Annotated in this window: 17 protein-coding genes; 3 read left to right on the top strand and 14 right to left on the bottom strand. The window is 68.7% G+C overall.

Features of this window, described 5'->3' with window-relative positions; genetic code table 11:
- Window positions 1–2,934 carry a molybdopterin cofactor-binding domain-containing protein gene (locus M2428_RS19675; RefSeq protein ID WP_277527651.1) on the top strand — a complete coding sequence of 978 codons (2,934 nt, stop codon included), beginning with the start codon at window positions 1–3 and terminating at the stop codon, window positions 2,932–2,934.
- Between the two features lie 7 nt (window positions 2,935–2,941).
- Window positions 2,942–3,925, top strand: a complete 984-nt coding sequence (locus M2428_RS19670; protein WP_277527650.1) for an aldo/keto reductase — start codon at window positions 2,942–2,944, stop codon at window positions 3,923–3,925.
- A 92-nt stretch (window positions 3,926–4,017) separates the two neighbouring features.
- Here the strand turns inward: M2428_RS19670 and M2428_RS19665 are convergent, their stop codons facing one another.
- On the bottom strand, window positions 4,018–4,542 hold the full coding sequence (locus M2428_RS19665; protein ID WP_277527649.1) for a DUF488 domain-containing protein: 525 nt from the start codon (window positions 4,540–4,542) through the stop codon (window positions 4,018–4,020).
- Window positions 4,543–4,637: 95 nt separating this feature from the next.
- Between M2428_RS19665 and M2428_RS19660 the strand changes: the two genes are divergently transcribed.
- The gene (locus M2428_RS19660; RefSeq protein ID WP_277527648.1) at window positions 4,638–5,273 is read left to right on the top strand and encodes a uracil-DNA glycosylase; all 636 of its coding nucleotides are present in this window, start codon (window positions 4,638–4,640) and stop codon (window positions 5,271–5,273) included.
- A 38-nt stretch (window positions 5,274–5,311) separates the two neighbouring features.
- Here the strand turns inward: M2428_RS19660 and nboR are convergent, their stop codons facing one another.
- The 13 genes from nboR to M2428_RS19595 form a co-directional block, all read right to left on the bottom strand.
- Window positions 5,312–5,920 (bottom strand): nicotine blue oxidoreductase, encoded by a 609-nt coding sequence (nboR, locus tag M2428_RS19655; protein ID WP_277527647.1) that lies wholly within the window; start codon window positions 5,918–5,920, stop codon window positions 5,312–5,314.
- Window positions 5,921–5,926: 6 nt separating this feature from the next.
- Window positions 5,927–6,268, bottom strand: coding sequence for a hydroxyisourate hydrolase (gene uraH / locus M2428_RS19650; RefSeq protein WP_277527646.1), 342 nt, complete (start codon window positions 6,266–6,268; stop codon window positions 5,927–5,929).
- Complete coding sequence (gene uraD / locus M2428_RS19645) at window positions 6,265–6,762, bottom strand: 2-oxo-4-hydroxy-4-carboxy-5-ureidoimidazoline decarboxylase (protein ID WP_277527645.1); 498 nt, start codon at window positions 6,760–6,762, stop codon at window positions 6,265–6,267. The genes uraH and uraD overlap by 4 nt, the downstream gene beginning before the upstream one ends.
- Window positions 6,763–6,788: 26 nt before the next feature.
- Complete coding sequence (locus M2428_RS19640; protein WP_277527644.1) at window positions 6,789–7,625, bottom strand: alpha/beta hydrolase; 837 nt, start codon at window positions 7,623–7,625, stop codon at window positions 6,789–6,791.
- 91 nt (window positions 7,626–7,716) lie between these two features.
- Complete coding sequence (locus tag M2428_RS19635) at window positions 7,717–8,844, bottom strand: phosphotransferase (RefSeq protein WP_277527643.1); 1,128 nt, start codon at window positions 8,842–8,844, stop codon at window positions 7,717–7,719.
- A 1-nt stretch (window position 8,845) separates the two neighbouring features.
- Window positions 8,846–10,000 carry a phosphotransferase gene (locus M2428_RS19630; protein WP_277527642.1) on the bottom strand — a complete coding sequence of 385 codons (1,155 nt, stop codon included), beginning with the start codon at window positions 9,998–10,000 and terminating at the stop codon, window positions 8,846–8,848.
- Complete coding sequence (locus M2428_RS19625; protein ID WP_277527641.1) at window positions 9,997–11,274, bottom strand: aminoglycoside phosphotransferase family protein; 1,278 nt, start codon at window positions 11,272–11,274, stop codon at window positions 9,997–9,999. The genes M2428_RS19630 and M2428_RS19625 overlap by 4 nt, the downstream gene beginning before the upstream one ends.
- Before the next feature lie 30 nt (window positions 11,275–11,304).
- Complete coding sequence (locus M2428_RS19620) at window positions 11,305–13,191, bottom strand: ABC transporter ATP-binding protein (RefSeq protein WP_277527640.1); 1,887 nt, start codon at window positions 13,189–13,191, stop codon at window positions 11,305–11,307.
- Window positions 13,188–14,363: a glycosyltransferase family 4 protein gene (locus M2428_RS19615; protein WP_277527639.1), complete on the bottom strand. Its 1,176-nt coding sequence runs from the start codon at window positions 14,361–14,363 to the stop codon at window positions 13,188–13,190. Before M2428_RS19615 ends, M2428_RS19620 begins: the two co-directional genes overlap by 4 nt.
- Complete coding sequence (locus tag M2428_RS19610; RefSeq protein ID WP_277527638.1) at window positions 14,360–15,580, bottom strand: glycosyltransferase; 1,221 nt, start codon at window positions 15,578–15,580, stop codon at window positions 14,360–14,362. The genes M2428_RS19615 and M2428_RS19610 overlap by 4 nt, the downstream gene beginning before the upstream one ends.
- Complete coding sequence (locus M2428_RS19605; protein ID WP_277527637.1) at window positions 15,567–16,817, bottom strand: glycosyltransferase; 1,251 nt, start codon at window positions 16,815–16,817, stop codon at window positions 15,567–15,569. The genes M2428_RS19610 and M2428_RS19605 overlap by 14 nt, the downstream gene beginning before the upstream one ends.
- A gap of 273 nt (window positions 16,818–17,090) precedes the next feature.
- Window positions 17,091–18,629 (bottom strand): HAMP domain-containing sensor histidine kinase, encoded by a 1,539-nt coding sequence (locus tag M2428_RS19600; RefSeq protein WP_277527636.1) that lies wholly within the window; start codon window positions 18,627–18,629, stop codon window positions 17,091–17,093.
- A gap of 66 nt (window positions 18,630–18,695) precedes the next feature.
- A complete protein-coding gene (locus tag M2428_RS19595) occupies window positions 18,696–19,361 on the bottom strand; it encodes a response regulator transcription factor (RefSeq protein ID WP_277527635.1) in 666 nt (221 codons plus the stop codon).
- Between the last annotated feature and the right edge of the window lie 275 nt (window positions 19,362–19,636).

The raw sequence follows: 19,636 nt of genomic DNA, 5'->3' as shown, positions 1-19,636 counted from the left end.
ATGTCAATCGAGGTCAACGGCCTAATTGAAATCAACGGTGTCCCGGCCCAGGCCGAACCCCGTCCCGGCCAGTGCCTGCGGACGTTCCTTCGCGAACAGGGGAACCTGGGCGTGAAGAAGGGCTGCGACGCCGGCGACTGCGGCGCGTGCACGGTGCATGTGGACGGCGTGCCGGTGCACAGCTGCATTTATCCCGCCGTCCGCGCCCAGGGCCGCGCCGTCACCACGGTGGAAGGACTGGCTGCCACGTGCGCCTCCGGCGGACCCGCTGACCCCGACGGTGTGACACTCCATCCGATGCAGCAGCACTTCCTGGACCGGCAGGGCTTCCAGTGCGGTTTTTGCACGGCCGGCATGGTGATGACGGCGGCCACCTTCAATGACGAGCAGAAGGCGGACCTGCCGCGGAACCTCAAGGGCAACTTGTGCCGGTGCACTGGGTACTCGGCCATCGAGGACGCCGTCTGCGGGAGGGGGAGCCACCCGGACACCCCTGGCCCGGACACCTCTGGTCCGGACACCACTCGCCCAGACACCCCTCGCCCGGGCATCCCCAGCCCGGACCCGGCAACCGCGGGGCACGGCCGGCCGGAGCCTGGCCCCGGACAACTGGGCGACGACGTTCCCGCACCCGCCGGCCTCGCCATCGTCACTGGGCAGGCCCGTTACACCCTGGACGTCCCGGCCGAAGAACTGCCCGGGCTGCTGCACGTGAAGCTGCTGCGCTCCCCGCATGCCCACGCCCGGATCCGCTCCATCGACGCGGCGGCCGCGCTGGCGATTCGCGGCGTCGCGGCGGTCTTCACCCACGAGGACTCCCCGGCGCAGCTGTTTTCGACCGCGCAGCACGAGCTCTACACCGACGATCCTGACGATACCCGCGTGTTCGACGACGTCGTCCGGTTTATCGGCCAGCGGGTGGCCGCCGTCGTCGCCGACACAGTGGCGGCGGCCGAGGCGGGCGTGCGGGCCCTGACGGTCGACTACGAGGCACTGGACGCCGTCTTCACCCCGGAGCGCGCCATGCTCCCCGGGGCCCCCGCCCTCCACGGGGACAAGGACGCGGCCATAGCCCGCATCAGCCGGCCGGAGCGGAACGTCGTGGCGGAACTGCATTCCGAGCTCGGCGATGTGGCGGCCGGTTTCGCCGCGGCGGACTTCATCCACGAACACACCTACCGGACTCAACGGGTGCAGCACGCGGCGCTCGAAACCCATGGCTCCATCGCCTCCTTCGGCAGTGACGGGCGGTTGCTGATCCGCACGTCCAGCCAGGTCCCGTTCCTGGTCCGGCGGACCCTGGGCCGGGTATTCGGCCTGCCGGAAGAGCAGATCCGGGTGGTGGCTGGACGGGTGGGCGGCGGCTTTGGCGGCAAACAGGAGGTGCTCACCGAGGACGTCGTGGCGTTGGCAGCCCTGAAGCTCAACCGCCCGGTGCAGCTTGAATTCACCCGGACCGAACAGTTCACCGCCGCCACCACCAAGCATCCCTTCACCATCCATCTCAAGGCCGGCGCCAGCCAAGACGGCAGGCTGACCGCACTCCAGCTGGAGGTGCTCACCAACACGGGCGCCTACGGCAACCACGCCACCGGGGTGATGTTCCACGGCTGCGGCGAGTCGCTGGCGGTGTACAAGTGCGCTAACAAGAAAGTGGACGCCCACGCCGTGTATACCAACACCGTGCCGTCCGGTGCCTTCCGCGGCTATGGGCTCAGCCAGATGATCTTCGCGATCGAATCCGGCATCGACGAGCTCGCGACAGGGATCGGAATGGACCCCCTGGAGTTCCGCCGCAGAAACATGGTCCGCGAAGGCGACGACATGCTGTCCATCCGCGACGAGCCCCAGGAGGACGTCCGCTACGGCAGCTACGGCCTGGACCAGTGCACAAAGCTGGTGGAGGACGCCCTGGCCCGTGGACGGGAACGCTTCCGGGCGGCCGGCACCGACAGCCTGGGCCCGGACTGGATGGTCGGGGAGGGGACGGCCCTGTCCATGATCGATACCGTCCCGCCTCGCGGCCACTTTGCCCACTCCAGGCTCCGGCTCCTGCAAGGCGGGACGTACGCCGTCGACGTCGGGACGGCAGAATTCGGCAACGGCACCACCACTGTGCACGCCCAGCTGGCGGCCACCGCGCTGTCCACCTCCGCTGCCCGCGTCAGCGTGCGGCAGTCCGACACGGACCTCGTGGACCACGATTCCGGTGCGTTCGGATCCGCCGGCACCGTGGTGGCGGGCAAAGCGACGCTGGCCGCCGCGGAGGAGCTCGCCCTCCGCATCCGCGCCTTCGCCGCCGGCATCCGCCGGGTTCCGTCCTCCGGCTGCGTGCTGGACGGGGACGCCGTGCTCTGCGAGGGAACCCCGGTGCCCCTGACCGAAATCTACGCCGCCGCGGAGCAGGCCGGCGTCCTGCTCGCCGCGGAGGGGCGGTGGGGCGGGACGCCGCGTTCGGTGGCGTTCAACGTCCAGGGCTTTCGGGTGGCCGTGAACACCGGGACAGGGGAGTTGCGGATCCTGCAAAGCGTGCAGGCGGCCGATGCCGGCGTGGTGGTCAATCCGCGCCAGTGCCGCGGCCAGATCGAAGGCGGGATCGCCCAGGCCCTCGGCTCTGCGCTCTACGAGGAGGTCAATGTGGACGACGCCGGCCGCGTCACCACCGACGTCCTGCGGCAGTACCACGTCCCCTCTTTCGCGGACGTGCCGCGCAGCGAGGTCTACTTCGCCGACACCAGCGACAAGCTGGGCCCGCTGGGCGCGAAGTCCATGAGCGAGAGCCCGTTCAACCCGGTGGCGCCGGCGCTCGCGAACGCCATCCGGAACGCCACCGGCGTGAGGTTCTCCCAGCTGCCCATCTCCCGGGACAAGATCTACCTGGGCCTGAAGGAAGCAGGGCTGGTCCCTCACGTTGAGTCCGCTAACGGCCTATAGTCGGACGATGGAAAAGCGAATCTTGGGCAAAACCGGACGGAACGTCTCCACCGTTGGCTTGGGGACCTGGCAGCTGGGCGCGGACTGGGGCGACGTGGACCCCGCGCAGGCGCAGGCCATCCTGGCGGCCTCCGTCGAAGCGGGTGTCACGTTCTTCGACACCGCGGACGTCTATGGCGATGGCCGCAGCGAGCATGCCATCGGAGCGTTCCTGGCAGACAACCCCGGCCTGGACATCACGGTGGCGACCAAGATGGGCCGCCGGATGGAGCAGCGCCCGGAGAACTACAACCTCACCAACTTCCGCGCATGGACGGACCGGTCGCGGCGCAACCTGGGCGTCGAGCAGCTGGATCTGGTCCAGCTGCACTGCCCGCCCACGGCCGTGTACAGCAACGCCGAGGTCTACGACGCGCTGGACACCCTCGTGGCCGAGGGCGCCATCCGCAACTACGGCGTCAGCGTGGAGCGGACCGAGGAAGCCCTCGAGGCCATCCGCCATGAGGGCACCGCCACGGTGCAGATCATCCTCAACGCCTTTCGGCTCAAGCCGCTGGACAAGGTGCTGCCCGCGGCTGAGGCCGCCGGGGTGGGCATCATCGCCCGTGTCCCGCTCGCCTCCGGGCTGCTCTCCGGCAAATACACCGCGGAGACCTCCTTCGCGGCGGACGACCACCGGAACTACAACCGCACCGGATCAGCGTTCGACGTCGGGGAAACCTTCTCCGGCGTGGACTTCGGGCAAGGCCTCAAAGCGGTGGCTGAGTTCGAGGAACTGGTGCCCGACGGCGTCAGCACCGCCCAGGCGGCCATCGCCTGGATCGCGGCGCAGGACGGCGTCAGCACGGTGATTCCGGGCGCGCGGAACGTGGACCAGGCGCGCGCCAACGCCGCCGCGGCGGATGTCAGCGGCATTGACGCCACGTTCGACGTCGGCGTCCGCGAAATCTATGACCGCTACTTCCGCGAATCGATCCATCCCCGCTGGTAGCCCTGTGAAACCAACGCGGGGTCAGATCCGGCCCAGGGAGGGCGGTTCCTCGGGCCGTCGCTGACCCGGCGTTGTGGTTGGTGTACCTGCCGTTAGGCCGCCGGATACCACACCCGCTTTCCCTCAACCCGTGCGAAGGAAGTCAGGGTGTGGGGTTTCACGGACTTTTCCGTCATGATGTCCAGCACCCCGACATTCCGGACCAGGAGCGCGTCACCGATCAGCGAGCGGTGACAGCGCCACGGGACGGCTTCCGCGCACATGATTGCGGAATCGTTGGTCCGCCCGCGTTCCAGCAGCTGGTCGATGGCCGTGGAGAATTCTTCGGTCTGCATGTAGTCCGCGTATCCCCGGAACGACGGGTTGCGCCAGGCGCCGTTGGGGCTGTCCTTTCGGGCGTGCCGCAGGCCGCCGAGGGATTCCATTCGCCGGTAGGTGATTCCGCTGGCCCGCACGCTCGCCGCCAGCGCGTCCCCGTTGAACTGTGGATTGTGGCGCGACTTCGGGACGGTGCGCACGTCGATCAGCTTCTTGACGCCGTGGGCCTGCAGAATGCCGATGAATTCGCCGATGGGATGAGTGGAGTGCCCCACCGTGAAGATGGTCATGTCCGTCATGCCCCCATGCTAAGGCGGCAAGGACGCCTGTGCCGGCGGTGGAGCGGCCCGGATATTCTGGGTGACCTACCGGCTGTCAACGAAACGGGCACGGAATGACTTCATCCTCCATCGACGGCTTTGTTGACCGTCTTGCGGCCGTGGCAACAGGGCCGGGGTGCAACAACTTCTTCGATCACACTGCGCCTGGCAATGCGCAGCGCCGCCGGAACCTGGCCATCTACCTGCGGGAGATGCAGGACCGCGCGCCAAAGGTCCTGCTGGTGGGGGAAGCGCCGGGATTCCGGGGAATGAGGATCACCGGAGTGCCCTTCACCAACCGCACCATGTTCGAGGGCCCCGCCAACGAGTTTGGGCTGTTCGGGCCGGGGAAGGGGTACGTGCTGCCGGCAGATGCTGCCGGAATCGCGGCGGAACCGACGGCCACGGTGATGTGGCAGGTCCTGGCGGAGCTGGAATTCCTTCCCCTGCTGTGGAGCGCCTGCCCGTGGCACACCCACGTGCCCGGGCAGCCGCTGTCCAACCGCACGCCAAAGGCTTCCGAGGCTGCGCTGGGAACTCCGTTTTGGCAGGCGCTGGCTGAGGCGTTCCGTATCGACACCGTAGTGGCTGTGGGCAATGTGGCCCACCGCAGCCTGCAGCGCAGCGGCCTGGACGTGCCGAAAATCAGGCATCCGGCCCACGGCGGACGGTCCGGTTTCAAGCGTGGCCTGGAGGAGCTGCTGGCCTAATCAAGGGGCGTTAATCGAGGGGCTTTACTCAAGGGGCATTAATCGAGCAGGCGCAGCTGCTCGGGGGCGTCGAGGTCCTCGCCGCCGGAGAGGTCGCTGCAGTCCACCAGATCAACCAGGTCCGGGTGGGCTTGCAGGAAGACGCGTGCTCCGGCGTCGCCCGTTGCTGTTTCCGCGGCCTCAGCGCGAAGTCTGGCGTCGAGCAGCAGCGGATGTCCCCGCTGCAGCTTCCCCTCCGCGTCGCGGTAGGCGGCGGCCGTGACCCGGCCGGGCCGGTGGGCGGCCAGCAGCCGGGACACAGTGTCCGGGGCCAGGCCGGGCTGGTCCACCAGGGCGATGAGCACGTGGTCCTCCGGGGCCGCCGCGGCAACTCCAGCCCGGAATGAACTGCCCATCCCGGTGGCCCAGCCAGGGTTGTCGATGACCCGGTGCCGGCTGAGGTCGGTGGCGGCGCGGACCGTTGCCGCGTCCGCGCCGAGCACCGTCACCACTTCCCGGCAGCCGCCCGCGAGCAGCACGTCAGCGAGCACTTCGACCAGCGTGCGGCCGCGGAAGGGGAGCAGCGCCTTGGGCCCGAGCCCCAGGCGCGTCCCGGCTCCGGCGGCCAGCAGCACCGCCGTCGTGCCCGGCACTCCGCTATCGCCCATCTGCCACTAGCTGCCCCGGTAGGTGGAGTAGGCGAAGGGGCTGAGCAGCAGGGGGACGTGGTAGTGGGACTGCGTTTGGGAGACGGCGAAGATCAACGTGACTTCGGGGAAGAAGGTCTCGGTCCCGGCGGCAGCGTAATAGGCTCCGGTGTCGAAGCCCAGCCGGTACGTGCCCGAGCCCAGGCTGTCGGGGCCCAGCGACGTGACGCGCCCGTCGTCGTCCGTCGCGCCGGCCGCGATCCTGACCCAGCGTTCGCCGTCGAGCATGTCCAAGGTGACGGCGACGCCCGCGGCGGGCGTGCCGGAGCCGGTGTCCAGGACGTGCGTGGTGATGTGGGATGTGCTCATGCGCGGATCAGTCCTTCGAGTCGGAGTACCGCGATTTCGCGCAGTTGCTGGCCGATGACTTCTATTTCCTCTGCGGGAGTATGGGCGAGCCTGGTGTTGAGTGCGGCCAGGATCTCCTCCCGGCTGCGGCCGGCCGCCCGGATCAGGAAGACCTGGCCGAATTTTTGTTCATAGCTCCGGTTCCCTTCGGCGATGGCTGCCGCGACGGCCGGATCCGGGGCGCCAAGAGCGGCCTGCTCCGACTGGGAGAGCCGGGCCTCCGTGCTGTTTCCGGCGACCCGTTCGCCGATGCGCGGATGGTGGGCCAGGGCGCCCTTCACCTCCGCGTCGGTGAAGGGTTCCGCCGCGCGGCGGGCGGCGTCGAGGAGGCTTCCGGTGCTGAGGAAGGGCCGGGAATCGACGATCTCCTCAATCCACCGCTCAATGTCCAGGCAGGGACGCAGGGCGGCGGCGGCCTCCGTGCGACCGGCAGCGTTAAAGTCCTCCAGCAGCATGTGCCAGTTCTCCGATGTAATTCCGGCTAGCTCGCCAGGAACCGCAGCAGAACCTCGTTGACCTCCGCCGCATGGGTCCACAACAGGCCGTGCGGGGCGCCGTCGATCTCCACGTACTCGGCACTGGGCAGCGCCTTGGCGAACTGGCGGCCCGCGACGTCGATCGGCAGGATGTTGTCCGCCGTGCCGTGCACGATCAGGGACGGGACATCGATCTTGGGGATGTCGGCACGGAAGTCCGTGAGCCAGGTGGGCGGCGCTGCCACCGACGCCGTGCGCCCGCCACTGGTGGCGAGGTTCCAGCCGGCGTTCATCACCTCCTGGCTGAGCCGGGGGGTGCCGAGATAGGTATCGCTGTTGTAGAAGTTCTTGAAGAATTCCGTGAAGAAGGCGTACCGGTCCGCCGTCACAGCTTCCAGCAACCCGTCGAACACCGCCTGCGGGACGCCGCCCGGGTTGTCCTCGGCCTGCAGCAGGTAGGGCTCAAGCGAGCTCAGGAACACGGCCTTGGCCACCCGGGCAGAGCCGTAGGTGCCGAGGTACCGGCCCACCTCGCCGGTGCCCATCGAGAAGCCCACCAGCACGGCGTCGTTCAGGTCGAGGTCGGTCAGGAGCGTGTTCAGGTCCGCCGCGAACGTGTCGTAGTCGTAGCCGTCGGTGGGCTTGCTGGACTTGCCGGAGCCGCGGCGATCGTAGGTGATAACGCGGTAGCCCGCGCCCAGCAGCGCCGTGGTCTGCTTTTCCCAGGACGAGCCATCCAGGGGGTAGCCGTGGATCAGGACCACGGCCTGACCGGATCCGTGGTCCTCGTAGTAGAGCTCGACGTCTGTGCTGTTTTCGGTTCCAACCTTGATGTAAGCCATGCCAGCGGTCCTCCCGGTTGAATGCGGTTCGGTTTGGTGGTGTGGTTCGGTGCAGGGTGGTTCGATATTGGGCGGTCGATATGGGGTGCAGTCAGTACGTGGGCTCCACTCTAGCGGCCGGGACCCCCGCCGCCAGGGCCTGTTCACCATCCGGAAGGAGGAACTCTTCCGCGAGGGCCGCCCACTGCGGCCGGAAGGAATAGAGGCAGCCGAGCCGCAGCCGGGTGGCACTGGCGTAGGCGTCGAAGCGCGCAGGCGCGACCCGCAGTTCTTCGGCCGTGGCGATGACGTGGCGGCGCGCGGTTTGGTACCTTTCGGCGCCCAGCCGGTGTTGGCGCAGGCGCAGCTGAAGGTGCACGGCAAGGTTTGCGAGGTCGGCGGCGGCCTCGGCCCGGCAGGCTTCGTCGAAGTCCAACAGCCCCAGTGGAGCGCCGGGATCCGCGGTGAAGATCTGCTTGTCGTGGAGGTCGCCGTGGGACCACACCAGAGGATCCGGATCGGTCCGGAGCAGCTTCCGGGCGGTCTGCCCTGCGGCCACCCGTACGGCGGTGCGCTCGGGCTGCGCTGCCGGAATGTCCTGGGCGTGCAACAGCCACAGGCTCACGGTGCGTTGCAGGCTCGCCAGTTCGACGGCGGCCGTCCGGGGCGGGAGCGCCTCGAGGCTCGAGCGGTGCGCCGGAGTCTGCACCAGGGAGTGCTGCCGAACCCAGGCCCGGGACCACTTTTGCCAGGCTTTTTCAAACTGCGCATCGCTGGCCGCGCGGTCGTTTCCCAGCTCGAACAGGGAACGGCCGGGCAGCGTCATGATCGTGAGGCAGCCCGGGGCGCTGGACACAATTTCCGGGGTGAGGAAATCCTCTGCGCCGAGGAGTTCGTTCATCCGGGCGTGCCTGCCCACTGCTTCGTCGGACTGGCGGGCCCGGAAGATCTTCAGGTAGTGCTCCCCGGCCCTGACCACGGCACGCTTGTGGGCCCGGTGCACCACCACCTCACCCAGCGGCGACGCGTGCTTCAGGGCCGGGAGGCGCCGGTCGCGGCCATCCCGCAGGAGCTCCAACTGCCCCGCCCGGAGATGGGCTGCCCGGACCCCTGCCCGGCCGGGAGCCCCCAGTTCCAGGACATAGTCCTCGGCGGAGTCGTCGGGCCAGGACCGTATGACCTGCCATTCGGTGTTGTCCGCATCCAGGATGACGGCCGGGACGGGCGGATGCCAGCCCATGTCAGCGGCCCCCGGTCTCCATCGTCGCGCTTGCGAAGCCGGACTGGGCGCCGGACTCGTAGCCGGATACATAGTCGGACCCAAGGGGAGTGTGCGCAGCACGTTCGTCGAGCACAGCCAGGGCCATGGACGATGGCTTGGGCAGTGGGGAACAGGCCAGCCGCAGCCAATCGCCGTCGGAATAGGCATGGAACCGGTCAGGGCTGACGTGCAGCTCCTCTGCGGCGGCCAGGATCCGGGTGTGGGCCGCCAGATACCGGTCCAACGAAATGCAGTATCGGCGGGCATGCAGTTCCAAATGAACGTCCAGGTTGGCCAGATCCAGGGCGGCCTCGGCCTGAGCGGTGTCGTCGAAATCCAGCAGTCCAAGCGGCGAGCGGCCGCCGGCGGCGAGGATTTGCTTGTCGTGGAGGTCTCCGTGCGCCCAGACCAGGGGATCCGGTGCGGCCCGGAGCAGGTTCCGGGTCACCTTGTCGGCCCGGGCACTCAGGGCGGCGGCTTGGGATGCGGCTTCCGGGATGTCGTGGTGGTGCCGCAGCCAGCGGTTCACCCACCGCTGCAGATCGGCGACCTCCACTTCCGGGGAATGGAGGGGCAGGGCAGCCAGGGCTGCGAGCGCGGCGGAGCTACGCACCTGGGCGGTCCAGGCGTGCTGCCATCTCTCCCACAGCCGGTCGAACCCTTCATCGCTGAGACCCGCAGTGTCGTCGCCCAAATCCCCCAGGGGCCGGCCGGGAACCGCGCTGAAGACGATAACGTCCGGAGAGCTCCGCAGCACCCTGGGTGCGGTGAAGGTCCCGGGGTCCAGGAGGATTTCGGTTTGCGTGCAGCGTTCGGCGGGCACAATTGCACCGCCCGGCATGAAGACCTTGATGTAGCCAGCATCGGTCCGGATGACGGCGCGCATGTGCGGCCGGTAGGACACGAGTTCCCCGTGCCGGGCTTCCGCCCGCAGTGAGGGAAGCGCCGGATCGTCCTCGGGCAACAGCTCGAACGCTCCGGCACGCAACACGCCTCCCCGGACGCCGGCCTGCCCCGCCGCAGTGACCTCCAGGACGTAGTCGCGGACTGTTTTGTCAGGCCAAGCCCGCCGGATCTGCCAGGTTTGACCGGAAGAGTCGACGGCGGACTCCGGGACCGGCGAGCGCCAGTTCATGCGATCAACTCCAAGGCTCGGCGGATATGCCAGTCCGTCTCGGCTGGCCAGTCGCTGGCCCGGTTCCGGAACGGGTCGACGCTGTTCAGGAACAACCGGAAGGCAGCCCAGGCCTCCACCCTGGCCTGCGACACGTGCCCGCCAGCCTCGCGGTAACCGTCGATCAGCTGGGCCGTCTGGCGGCCACCGGCCACGGGCACGGCACCGGCGGCGTCTGCGATGTCCTCCACCGCGGCAAAAGACCCAAGGTCCCTCGCCGGGTCGGAGGTCCGGGCGCGGTCGAAATCGATGATCCGGATGGCCGGGCCGTCAACCAGTACCTGGTCCGCCGAGAAGTCGCCATGGACCAGCACATGCCGCGGGCCGTGGGGGTCGCCGGCGCCGAGACTTGCCAGAAGCCGGCCGGTGAGCCGGGTCACCGGAGCCTCAAGCCCCGGCAGGAGGCAGGTGATCATGGACCGCGTGGCGGCGAGCTGGCGCACCAGGTCCTCCACGTCCGCCGTCGGATCCGTGGATGCTTCCGCGTCCATTCCATGGAGCGCCGCCAGGGCTTGGCCGGCCCGGTAGGCGGCCGGATCGTTGTCGCCGCAGCTCAGGTCTCCGTGGCCCCAGTCCGGGGAGGCGCTGATGCCGTGCGCGGCGCATTCCGGGTCGGCGAGTTCGGGCAGGACCGGGATGCCGTGGCTCGCCAGCCGCTGCCGCAGCCGGCGGCCCGCGGCAGCTTCGCCAGCGTGGGCGGCGGTCTTGACGACGACGGGCAGCGTCGCCGAGGGGACCCTGATAACGAGCCTGCGCTCCGGGTTGTATCGCAGCACGCTGACCGGGGGTTCCAGGAAGCGCCCTGCCGCGGGGAGTGCTCCGAGCCGTCCGAGTCCGTGGTCCCGGAGCCACCCCAGGTTGGGGCGCAGCGGCCAGTCTTCGTCGATGGGGCCGACCGCCACGAGGACGTCGGCGTGGAGATCATCGGGCTGGAGAAGCCGGATGCCGCCGCCGCGCTTGCGCGAACTGTCCGCACGCCGCTGCAGTTTCCCGGCGTGCTCCGGTGCTGTGGTCGATGCCCAGCCGTAGCTGCCGGCCCCGTCGCCGGCCCGGCGGAAGGCGACCAGGGCCGAGGTGTGCGGTTTGTAGCGGGTCCTGGTGATCCGGACGCTTTCGCCCAGGAGCTCGGAGAGCAGCCCGTCGTCGAGGACCCAGTTCAGGCCCGGGATCCGGGCGTCCCGGGCCGCCAGGGCACGGTCAGCTTCGCGCCGCTGCGCCTGCAGGGCGGTGCTCATGTCGGCACCCTACTCATGACGGCACCTTGCTCATGACTGCACCTTGAACAGTTCGCCCGCTTCTCCGCTCTGCTGCCGATGGACCCAGCCGGCGAAGCGGGAATCCGGATCGGCCAGCAACGACTGCGGCGGCCCGTCTTCGAGGATTTCGCCGTCTTCGAGCCAGATCACCCGGTCGCACGATTGGGCCGAGTTGACGTCGTGGGTAATCGTGATGGAGGTCCGGCCCTCGGTGAGTGTGTCCAGGGCGTCGAGGACCGAATCCCGCGATGCCGGATCAAGCCCGGCCGTCGCCTCGTCCAGGATCACGATGGGCGCTTTGCGGAGCATGGCGCGGGCGACGGCCAGCCGTTGACGCTGGCCCCCGGAAAGATCATTGGCCGCCTCGCCGAGGACAGTTTCGTAGCCCTCGGGCAGTGCGCGGATGAAACCGTCGGCCTGGGCAAGGGCGGCCACGGCTTCAATCTCCTCATCGGTGGCATCGAGGCGGCCGAACCTGATGTTCTCCCGGACCGAGGTTCCGAACAGCACGGAGTCCTGGAGCAGGATTGAGACATGGGCGCGCACGGAAGCGATCGTCAGGGCCCGCAGGTCCTCCCCTCCGAGGCTGACACTCCCCTCCCAGGGGTCCACCATCCGAAGGATCATGGAGGCCAGCGTGGACTTCCCGGCCCCGGAGGGCCCCAGCACGGCGCAGTGCTGACCCGCCGGTATGGTCAGGGTGACCCCCTTGAGCACCGCGGCTCCGTCGAAGTGCCCGGCCCAGACGTGGTCGAAGACGATGTCCGGGTGCGGGCTCTTGAGGGCGACGGCGTGCGGTGCCTCGGGCACGTCACTTTGGGCCTCGAGCAGGTCTGCCACCCGTTCCCCGGAGGCCGTCGCGCGGGCGATGCGGCTCGTGTACCTGGCCACATCCTTGAGCGGCCTCAGGCCGGTTTTCAGGTAAAACAGGAAAACGACCAGATCTCCGGGGGTCATCGCATGTTGCATCACCCTCCAGCCACCGGCAGCCAGGACCACCCCCGTCGCGATTCCCGTCAGGACGTCGGTTTTCCGTTGCAGGCTGGCGGACAGCCGCAGCGTGACCACCCCGGAGCCAAGTGCTGCCTGGTTGCTCTTGCCGAAACCCGAGCTGATGGTGTCCTCGAGTCCATACGCCTGCACTTCGCGCATTGCCCCCAGCGTCTGTGCGGCAGTGGTGGCCAGGGCGCTTTCGCCCTTGCGTGACTTGCGGGCCGCGGTGGTAATCGATCCCGAGCTCTTGCGGGACAACAAGATGAAGATCCCGATGGACAGGAACGTCACCAGCGCGATCAATGGATCGAGCCAGAGCATGATGATCATCATTGCGATCAGGGACACGAAATTGCCGATGAGCGGGAGCCCCGCGGTGATGGCCACGTCCTGCAGCCGGGACACGTCCCCGACGAGCCGCTGGACCGTGTCACCGGTGGAGGCGCGGCTGTGGTGGCGCATCGACAGGCCCTGGAGGTGGCGGAAGGTGCGGGCGCGCAATTCGGAGGAAACGCGGGTACCCACGAGGGCAAACGAGATCGCGGACACGTAGCTTGCCACGGCCCGGATCAGGCTGATGACAATCACCGCGCCGGCGCAGAGAAGCAGCACGTCGGCGCTTGCCTCGACGCTGAGCGGGGACCGGCGCAGATTGGCGCCGAGTGAGTGTGAGACGGAGTCGAGGACGATTTTCACTGGCCACGGTTCAAGGAGCCGGAAGAGGATTTCCGTGGCCATGGCAATGAATCCCCAGGTGATGAGCAGCCTGTGCCCGCGCAAATGCGGGCGGACGCACCGCAAGGTCCGCCGCAGCGCTGAGGGTTCAGCCGGAGCGTCGGCGCGGGTCTTGCGCCACAGGGTCCGCCAGCTACGGGGGTGCGTATGCCTGGAGCCGGCGGTCATTGCGTTGCCAGTCTGCGTGCAGGCGGCAGTGCCCCGGTGATCCGGGACAGCACACCGCTCCAGCTGAACCTTTGCACGGCGTCGCTCCGGGCCTCGCGCCCCAGCCTGTCCCGCAGATTCGGGTCTTCGCCGAGCCGGATGAGGGCGACCGCGAGAGCGGCGGTGTCCCCGGGCGGGACGAGGATTCCGGTGCGGCCGTCCTGGATGATGGACGGGATCTGGCCCACGGCGCTCGCGACCACGGGCAGCGCGGCCGCCATGTACTCAAAGACCTTCAGCGGCGAGAAGTAGTCGTCCTGGCCGGGTTCGTCCGGGGGATAAGGGGCGGCGGCGGCGTCGAACTCTGCCAGGAGGCCGGGCACGGCAGCCGGCGGAACGGCGCCGGTGAACACCGTTGGCACGCCGAGGGACTCAGCCAGGCGTTCAAGGTCCACCCTGCCGGGGCCGTTACCCACCACGTGGACCTGCCAGCGCAGGGCCGGGTCGACGGTCTGCTGGTTGGCCAGGGCCACACCGTGCAGCAGGGCGGGGACACCGTGCCACGGCTTCAAGGTTCCGACAAACCCGACCGTGAGGTGGTCCGGATTCCGGCGGCCGGGGCGGCGGCCCGGGATCCGCTCGACGTTCACGCCGTTTGGTGCCAGCACCGTCCTGGCGGTCGGCACCCGCGCCCGCACCCAGCGCACCACGGGATCCGAGACGCAAGCGACGACGTCGGCCGTTGCGGCGTTGCGGCGGAACACCGTCTCAGCCTTCTTCACATCCAGCAACTGACGGTACCGCTGCTGCTCCTCGATGAGCGGGGCATTGACCTCAAGCACCGACGGCACGTCCAGGATGCGGGCCACCACGGACAGTGCCGGGCTGAACAGCGAATAGCGCTCGTAGAACAGCCCGCAGCCGTTGCGCAGGACCTCGTCGGCCAGGCCCAGCGCCGCGTCCTGGACCGCCCGTTCCCGCGCGGGGCCGGGGACGGATTCCGGCTTGACTTCGACGACATCGAGATCGGCAAGATCCACGGGCCGCTCGGTGCCGAGCTGGGTGCAGTAAACCGTGACGGCGGCGCCGGTCCCGCGCCACGCACGGACGATTTCCTGGACATGCACCGAGGAACCCTTGGTGCCGAAAACAGGCACGCCGGGGTCGGCGCAGAGGTAAGCCACACGTGTCATGCAACTCTCCTTTCCGAACGGGAGAGGGACCTCAGGAGCCCGGCCTGGCGGTGGACGTCGTAGTCCTCCTCGATCAGGGCGCGGGCATTGCGGGACACAGCAACCCTGTCCGTGGCGGGGGAGCCGAGCGTGCGGATGCCGCGGGCCAGGACGTGCGGGTTGCCGGGCCGGACCAGGACCCCGGTGGAGCCGTTCCGGACCACTTCGGGGATGCCGGTGACGGACGTGCTGACGCAGGGGACGCCCGTGGCCATGGCCTCGAGCAGGACTGTGGGCATGCCGTCCGCGTTGCCGTCGGCGCCGATCACGCAGGGCGCCACGAAGATATCGGCGGAGTCGAGCAGCTCGTGGACCTGGTCCTGGGTCTGGGGGCCAAGGAGGCGGACGTGCTCGCGGAGCCGGAGCTGACCGATGCTGGCCTCCAACTCCTCGGCCATGATCCCGGTCCCGGCGATCCGGAGGTCCATTTTGACCCCCTGGTCCAGCAGCTCGGCGGCCGCCGGCAACAGATGCTGGAAGCCCTTCTTCTCCACTAGGCGACCGACGGCGGCGATCCGCACGGTGGTGCCGAGCGGGCGGGGCTCCCGGTAGGGAAAGCGCTCCAGCTCCAGGCCGTTGCGCACCAGATGGAGCCGGGACGTCGCGCCCGGGAAGCGGCGGCGCAGGTAGCGCATGTTGTACTGGCTGATGGTTACGGCGTGGTGGGCCTGCTCCAGCTTGAGCCGCAGATCCTCGTCCTGGACCGAATCATGGAAGATATCCACCGCGTGCGCGGTGAACGAGAACGGGATCCCGGTAATCAGGGACGCCAGCCGCGCCACAGTGGTGGCGCCCGAGGCGAAGTGGACGTGCATGTGCTGGATGTTCCGGTCCTGCATGGCAGTGGCCAGGCTGATGGCCTGGACGGCGTCGTCCGCCGTGGCTGCGGTGAGTTCGCCCAGATTCCGGCCGACGGCGGCCGTGAGCCCGGCCGCGTCGGCCATCCGGAGGCTCTGCCACAGGAGCGATGCCTTGATGGGGCGGTCAATGTACGTCACCGGTGCCTGGACCCGGGCGAGCTCCGGATGGAACCGGGGGTCGTCGGTGGGCCGGAGCGAGAAGATCTCGATCCGGTCCCCCGCCGCCTCGCGGGCCAGGATCTCAGAGACGATGAACGTTTCGGAGAAACGCGGATACACCTTCAGGACGTACGCCGTCCCGGGTTCAAACGGCGACACGGCTGGCACCGTCCTTCGTGCGGGCTGCGGCCACGCTTTCGTCCGCCCGGAACTGATCTGCACTGATCAGATCGGAATTGGCCAGATCGGAATTGGCCAGTTCGGAATTGGCCTGATCGGGACTGAACTGATCGGAATCGGCCAGCGGCCGCAGCAGCTCGGCGGCCAGCTGCGGAACCCGGATCAGGCCGTCCAGCACCGCTCGACGGCGGTCCACAGTGGTGCCGAGCCGGGCGGCCAGCCAGCCGGCCAGGATCTCGGGCGTCAGCGTGCCAATGTCGTGTTGTTCCAAATACCCTGCCGCGGCCAGGGACGCGGCCCGGATCCGCTGCTCGGCGCGCGACTGCGTGCGGGGCACGATCAGCGCGGGGACAGTGGTGCTCATGATCTCGCACACCGTGTTGTAGCCGCCCATGGCGACGACGGCGCCGGCGTGCCGGATGTGAAACACGATGTCTTCCACTGTGGACACCACTCTTACGCCCGGGCGGGCTTGCTGCCGGAGGTCGTTGAGCTGCTCGGCGGGCATCTGCGGTCCGGCGACCACCAGGTGTCCCAGCCCGTCCGGGACCGGCGCGGCGACGGCGACACGGGCCAGGGCAAAGCCGTCCGAGCCCCCGCCGACGGTCGTCATGCAGTACTGGCCGGGCATGCAGCTAGTTCCAGACACCGAAGGGCGCCCCTCGGCGAGGTAGCCCGTGTACCGGATGAGCTTCCGGAGGGCGAACGGTATTTCGCCGGAGGCCACGGGATCGTGGACGGCGGGATCGCCGTAGACCCAGATGGCATCGAACAGGGCCTTGACCACGCGGGGTCCGCCCACCTTGGCCCATTCGCTGAGGGCCGCGGCGGGCGAGTCAAGGACCTCGCGGAGGCCGAGGACCACGCGCACGGGCCCGGCGGTGCGTGCGCGCCGCAAGGCTATTTCTAGTTCGCCGTGGACGCCCGTGGCGTGCCGGTCCACCACCACCAGGTGGGGGGAGAATCCGGCCAGCGTTGCCTGCAGCAGCCTGGCCCGCAATGGGACGAGCTCATGCATGGGCAACGCCAGGTTCCGGGGCAGGTAGCCCGCGGACCCCTTCGCGACGCCGGGAAGAAGCACCCAGTCCCAGCCGTCGGGCAACTGGAACGCCGGGGCCAGGGCTGTGCCGGTGATGAGGATTCCGGTGACGGGGCGGCCGATCAAGCCGGGAAGCTGATTGTTCAGTGCGTGGGCCAGTGCCAGATTCCGACGCACATGTCCCAGGCCCACTGAATCATGTGAGTACAGCACTATCCGCAGTGGCTCCACAGCAAATCCTCCCCCGCCCCCTGGTGCCCCGGGCTTGGCCGCGATCGCAGCTGTGCCCGGTGCCGGCGCTGTCCGATGATAGACACCAGCCTGCACCCCAAGAGTGAGGGTGGGATGAGGAGAAGATGAAGGATTTCTCATCCAAGGCCCGGCGTCTGCGGCCCCGCGCTTAGGCGGGCGACCGGTTGGGTGCGGGCGTGAGTCAGCCGGCAGCCCAGTTCAGACGCGGACGCCGGTGGACTGCAGGGGGATCCGGATCAAGAACGTGGCCCCATGGCCGTATTCGGACTCCACTGTGGCGACGCCGCCGTGCGCCTGGGCGATTGCCGAAACGATTGCCAGGCCCAGTCCCGAGCCCTGCTCGCCGCGGCCCGTGTGCGCCCGGCCGAAGCGTTCGAAGATCCGTTGCTGGTCCTCGGCTGCGATGCCGATCCCGTCATCGCGCACCCACAGCAGGAGGGTGTCCTGCGGGGGCAGCGAGGTGCCGTCGTCCGCCGTCGGGCGCTCAATCCGGGAACCCAGCGCGATCGTGGAGGACGGCCCGGTGTATTTGACGGCGTTGGCAGCGAGTTGGACCAGGGCCTGGGTGAGACGCTGCGGATCCGCCTCCACCACGTAGTCGGCTCTTTCATCGATCTGCCAGTTGCGGTCGGCGAGGACGTGCACTTTCTCCATGACTTGGTCCAGGAGCTCCGTGATCCGGACGGGTTCACGCCGGATGAAGCCGGGGTCGCCGGAGTTGGCGAGCAGCAGGAGGTCGTCCACCAGGCGCTGCATCCGGTCCACCTCGTCCAGCAGCACGTCCCTGGTGGCAATGACATCTTCCGGATCATCGACTGTCACGAGCTCGAGGTGCCCGCGGAGAATGGTCAGCGGGGTCCGCAGCTCATGGCCGGCGTCGTCCAGGAACTGCTGTTGCTGCTGGGCGCCCTCATCCAGCCTTTCCAGCATGGTGTTGAAGGTCTTGGCAAGCAGAGTGACGTCGTCCTCACCCTTGCGCACCTCCACCCGCTGCGTAAGGTCCTCCGGGCCCACCGCCCTGGAAGTCTCGCGCATACGGCGGAGCGGATCGAGCAGCCGCCCGGCGACGATGCCGCCGATCACCGCGGCCGCTGAGAGCATGCCGAGGGCCACCAGAGAATACGTCTGGACGGAGCTGGCATTGTGCTCGCGCTGGTCGCCCGCGTCCCGACCGACCATGAGGAACGCCCCGGTGACGCCCCTCATGGGCAGCACCACAGTCCTGAGCGGGCGGCCGTCCGAGTTCAGCTCGCCGAAGGATGCGCCGGCCGGATTCCTGAGCTGGGCGGCGTCGGCGAACATGCCTTGGTTCAGGAGGTCGGTGTCCCCGCTGCCCTCAACGGTCCACGCCACGCGCCCATCCACAATCCCGGCCATGACTTCGTTGCTGCGCGGCTCGAGATCTTCCGCGGCCTCGTGAAGGGCACTGATGTACGTCTTGTCGGCGTAGTCCCCGGACGTTTTCTTGGTCTGGACCAGCTTGACCACGGCGTTGGCCTTGTCCAGAAGCGCCTGGTCGAGCCTGGCGTCGGACTCCTGGAACTGGACCACGAACGTGACCAACCCCGCAGTGATGAGCCCGGCGAGCATCATGCCCAGCATGGCCGCGACCACCCGGAAACGCACCGAGTGGATCTTGGCGCCCCAGCCGGACGGGTCCTGGGTTTCCGACTCAGGAGAGGCAGCCGCCGGCCCGGCCTGGGCGTCCCCGCTGGGACGTTCATCCAAGGTGGCCACTCTGTTCCCTTCCTGGGACGACCAGCTGGCATTGCAGCGGTTTACGTAGTTCTGACTAGCTTGGGCCTAGCTGAGGCGGTACCCGGCGCCCCGGGTGGTGAGGATGCGGTCGGCGCCGAGTTTCATCCGCAACTGGCGCACGTACACGTCCACCACGTTGGACGTGCCGTCGAAGTCGTAGCCCCAGACGTGGCTGAGCAGCTGCTGCCGGCTCAGGACCTGCCCAGGGTGCAGCAGGAACATTTCCACCAAGGCGAATTCGCGGGCGGAGAGCTCCACCATCCGGCCGTCCACGCTGACCGTGCGGGTGAGCAGGTTCAGCTCCAGGGGTCCGTAGCGCATGACGCTTCCCGCCAGCACATCACCGGTGTCCCCTTTGCGGATCCGGGCCCGGATGCGCGCCACGAGTTCTTCGAAGTGGAACGGCTTGACGATGTAGTCGTCGGCGCCGCCCTCCAGCGCTGCGACGGTGTCGGTGGATGACCCGCGGGCCGTGAGGAAGATGACCGGGATGCCCACCTGGCTGCGGCGCAGGGCCGCCAGGACGGCGTAACCGTCCAGGCGGGGGAGCCCGATGTCGAGGAGCAGGAGATCGAATTCGCCGCTGGAGGCGTAGTCCACGGCCGTGACGCCGTCGGCCACCACGGTGGGCGCGTAGCCAGCCGCGCGCAGGCCCTTTTCGATGAACCGGGAGATGCGTTCTTCGTCTTCTGCAATGAGGATGCGGATCAAGGTGACTCCCTGGAAAAAGCCCGGATCCGCGAGTACCCTCTGGGCCGCGCGTCGGCGCGGGCCTAATTCACGGGATCCTGGCTTGCCCCAATACTGCGGCGTCTCCTGCTCACGAGTCGGGAGGAATCCGAGGCCCCAGCAGCCTCGATCTGCCCGGAGTGCGGGCGGTTCCGGGCCCCAATGGTGCGGGGCTCGCGGTTTGGGCGGCGCGGGCCCGGTCAGGGTGGCGCGGCGGGCCGTGGGGGACCGGGGGTCCCGGCTTCGGCGGGACGGCA

Source organism: Arthrobacter sp. ES3-54, from assembly GCF_029504395.1.
Classification (GTDB): domain Bacteria; phylum Actinomycetota; class Actinomycetes; order Actinomycetales; family Micrococcaceae; genus Arthrobacter.
Note: the sequence above shows the minus strand (reverse complement) of the source record. Positions and strands in the feature narration are given on the sequence as shown.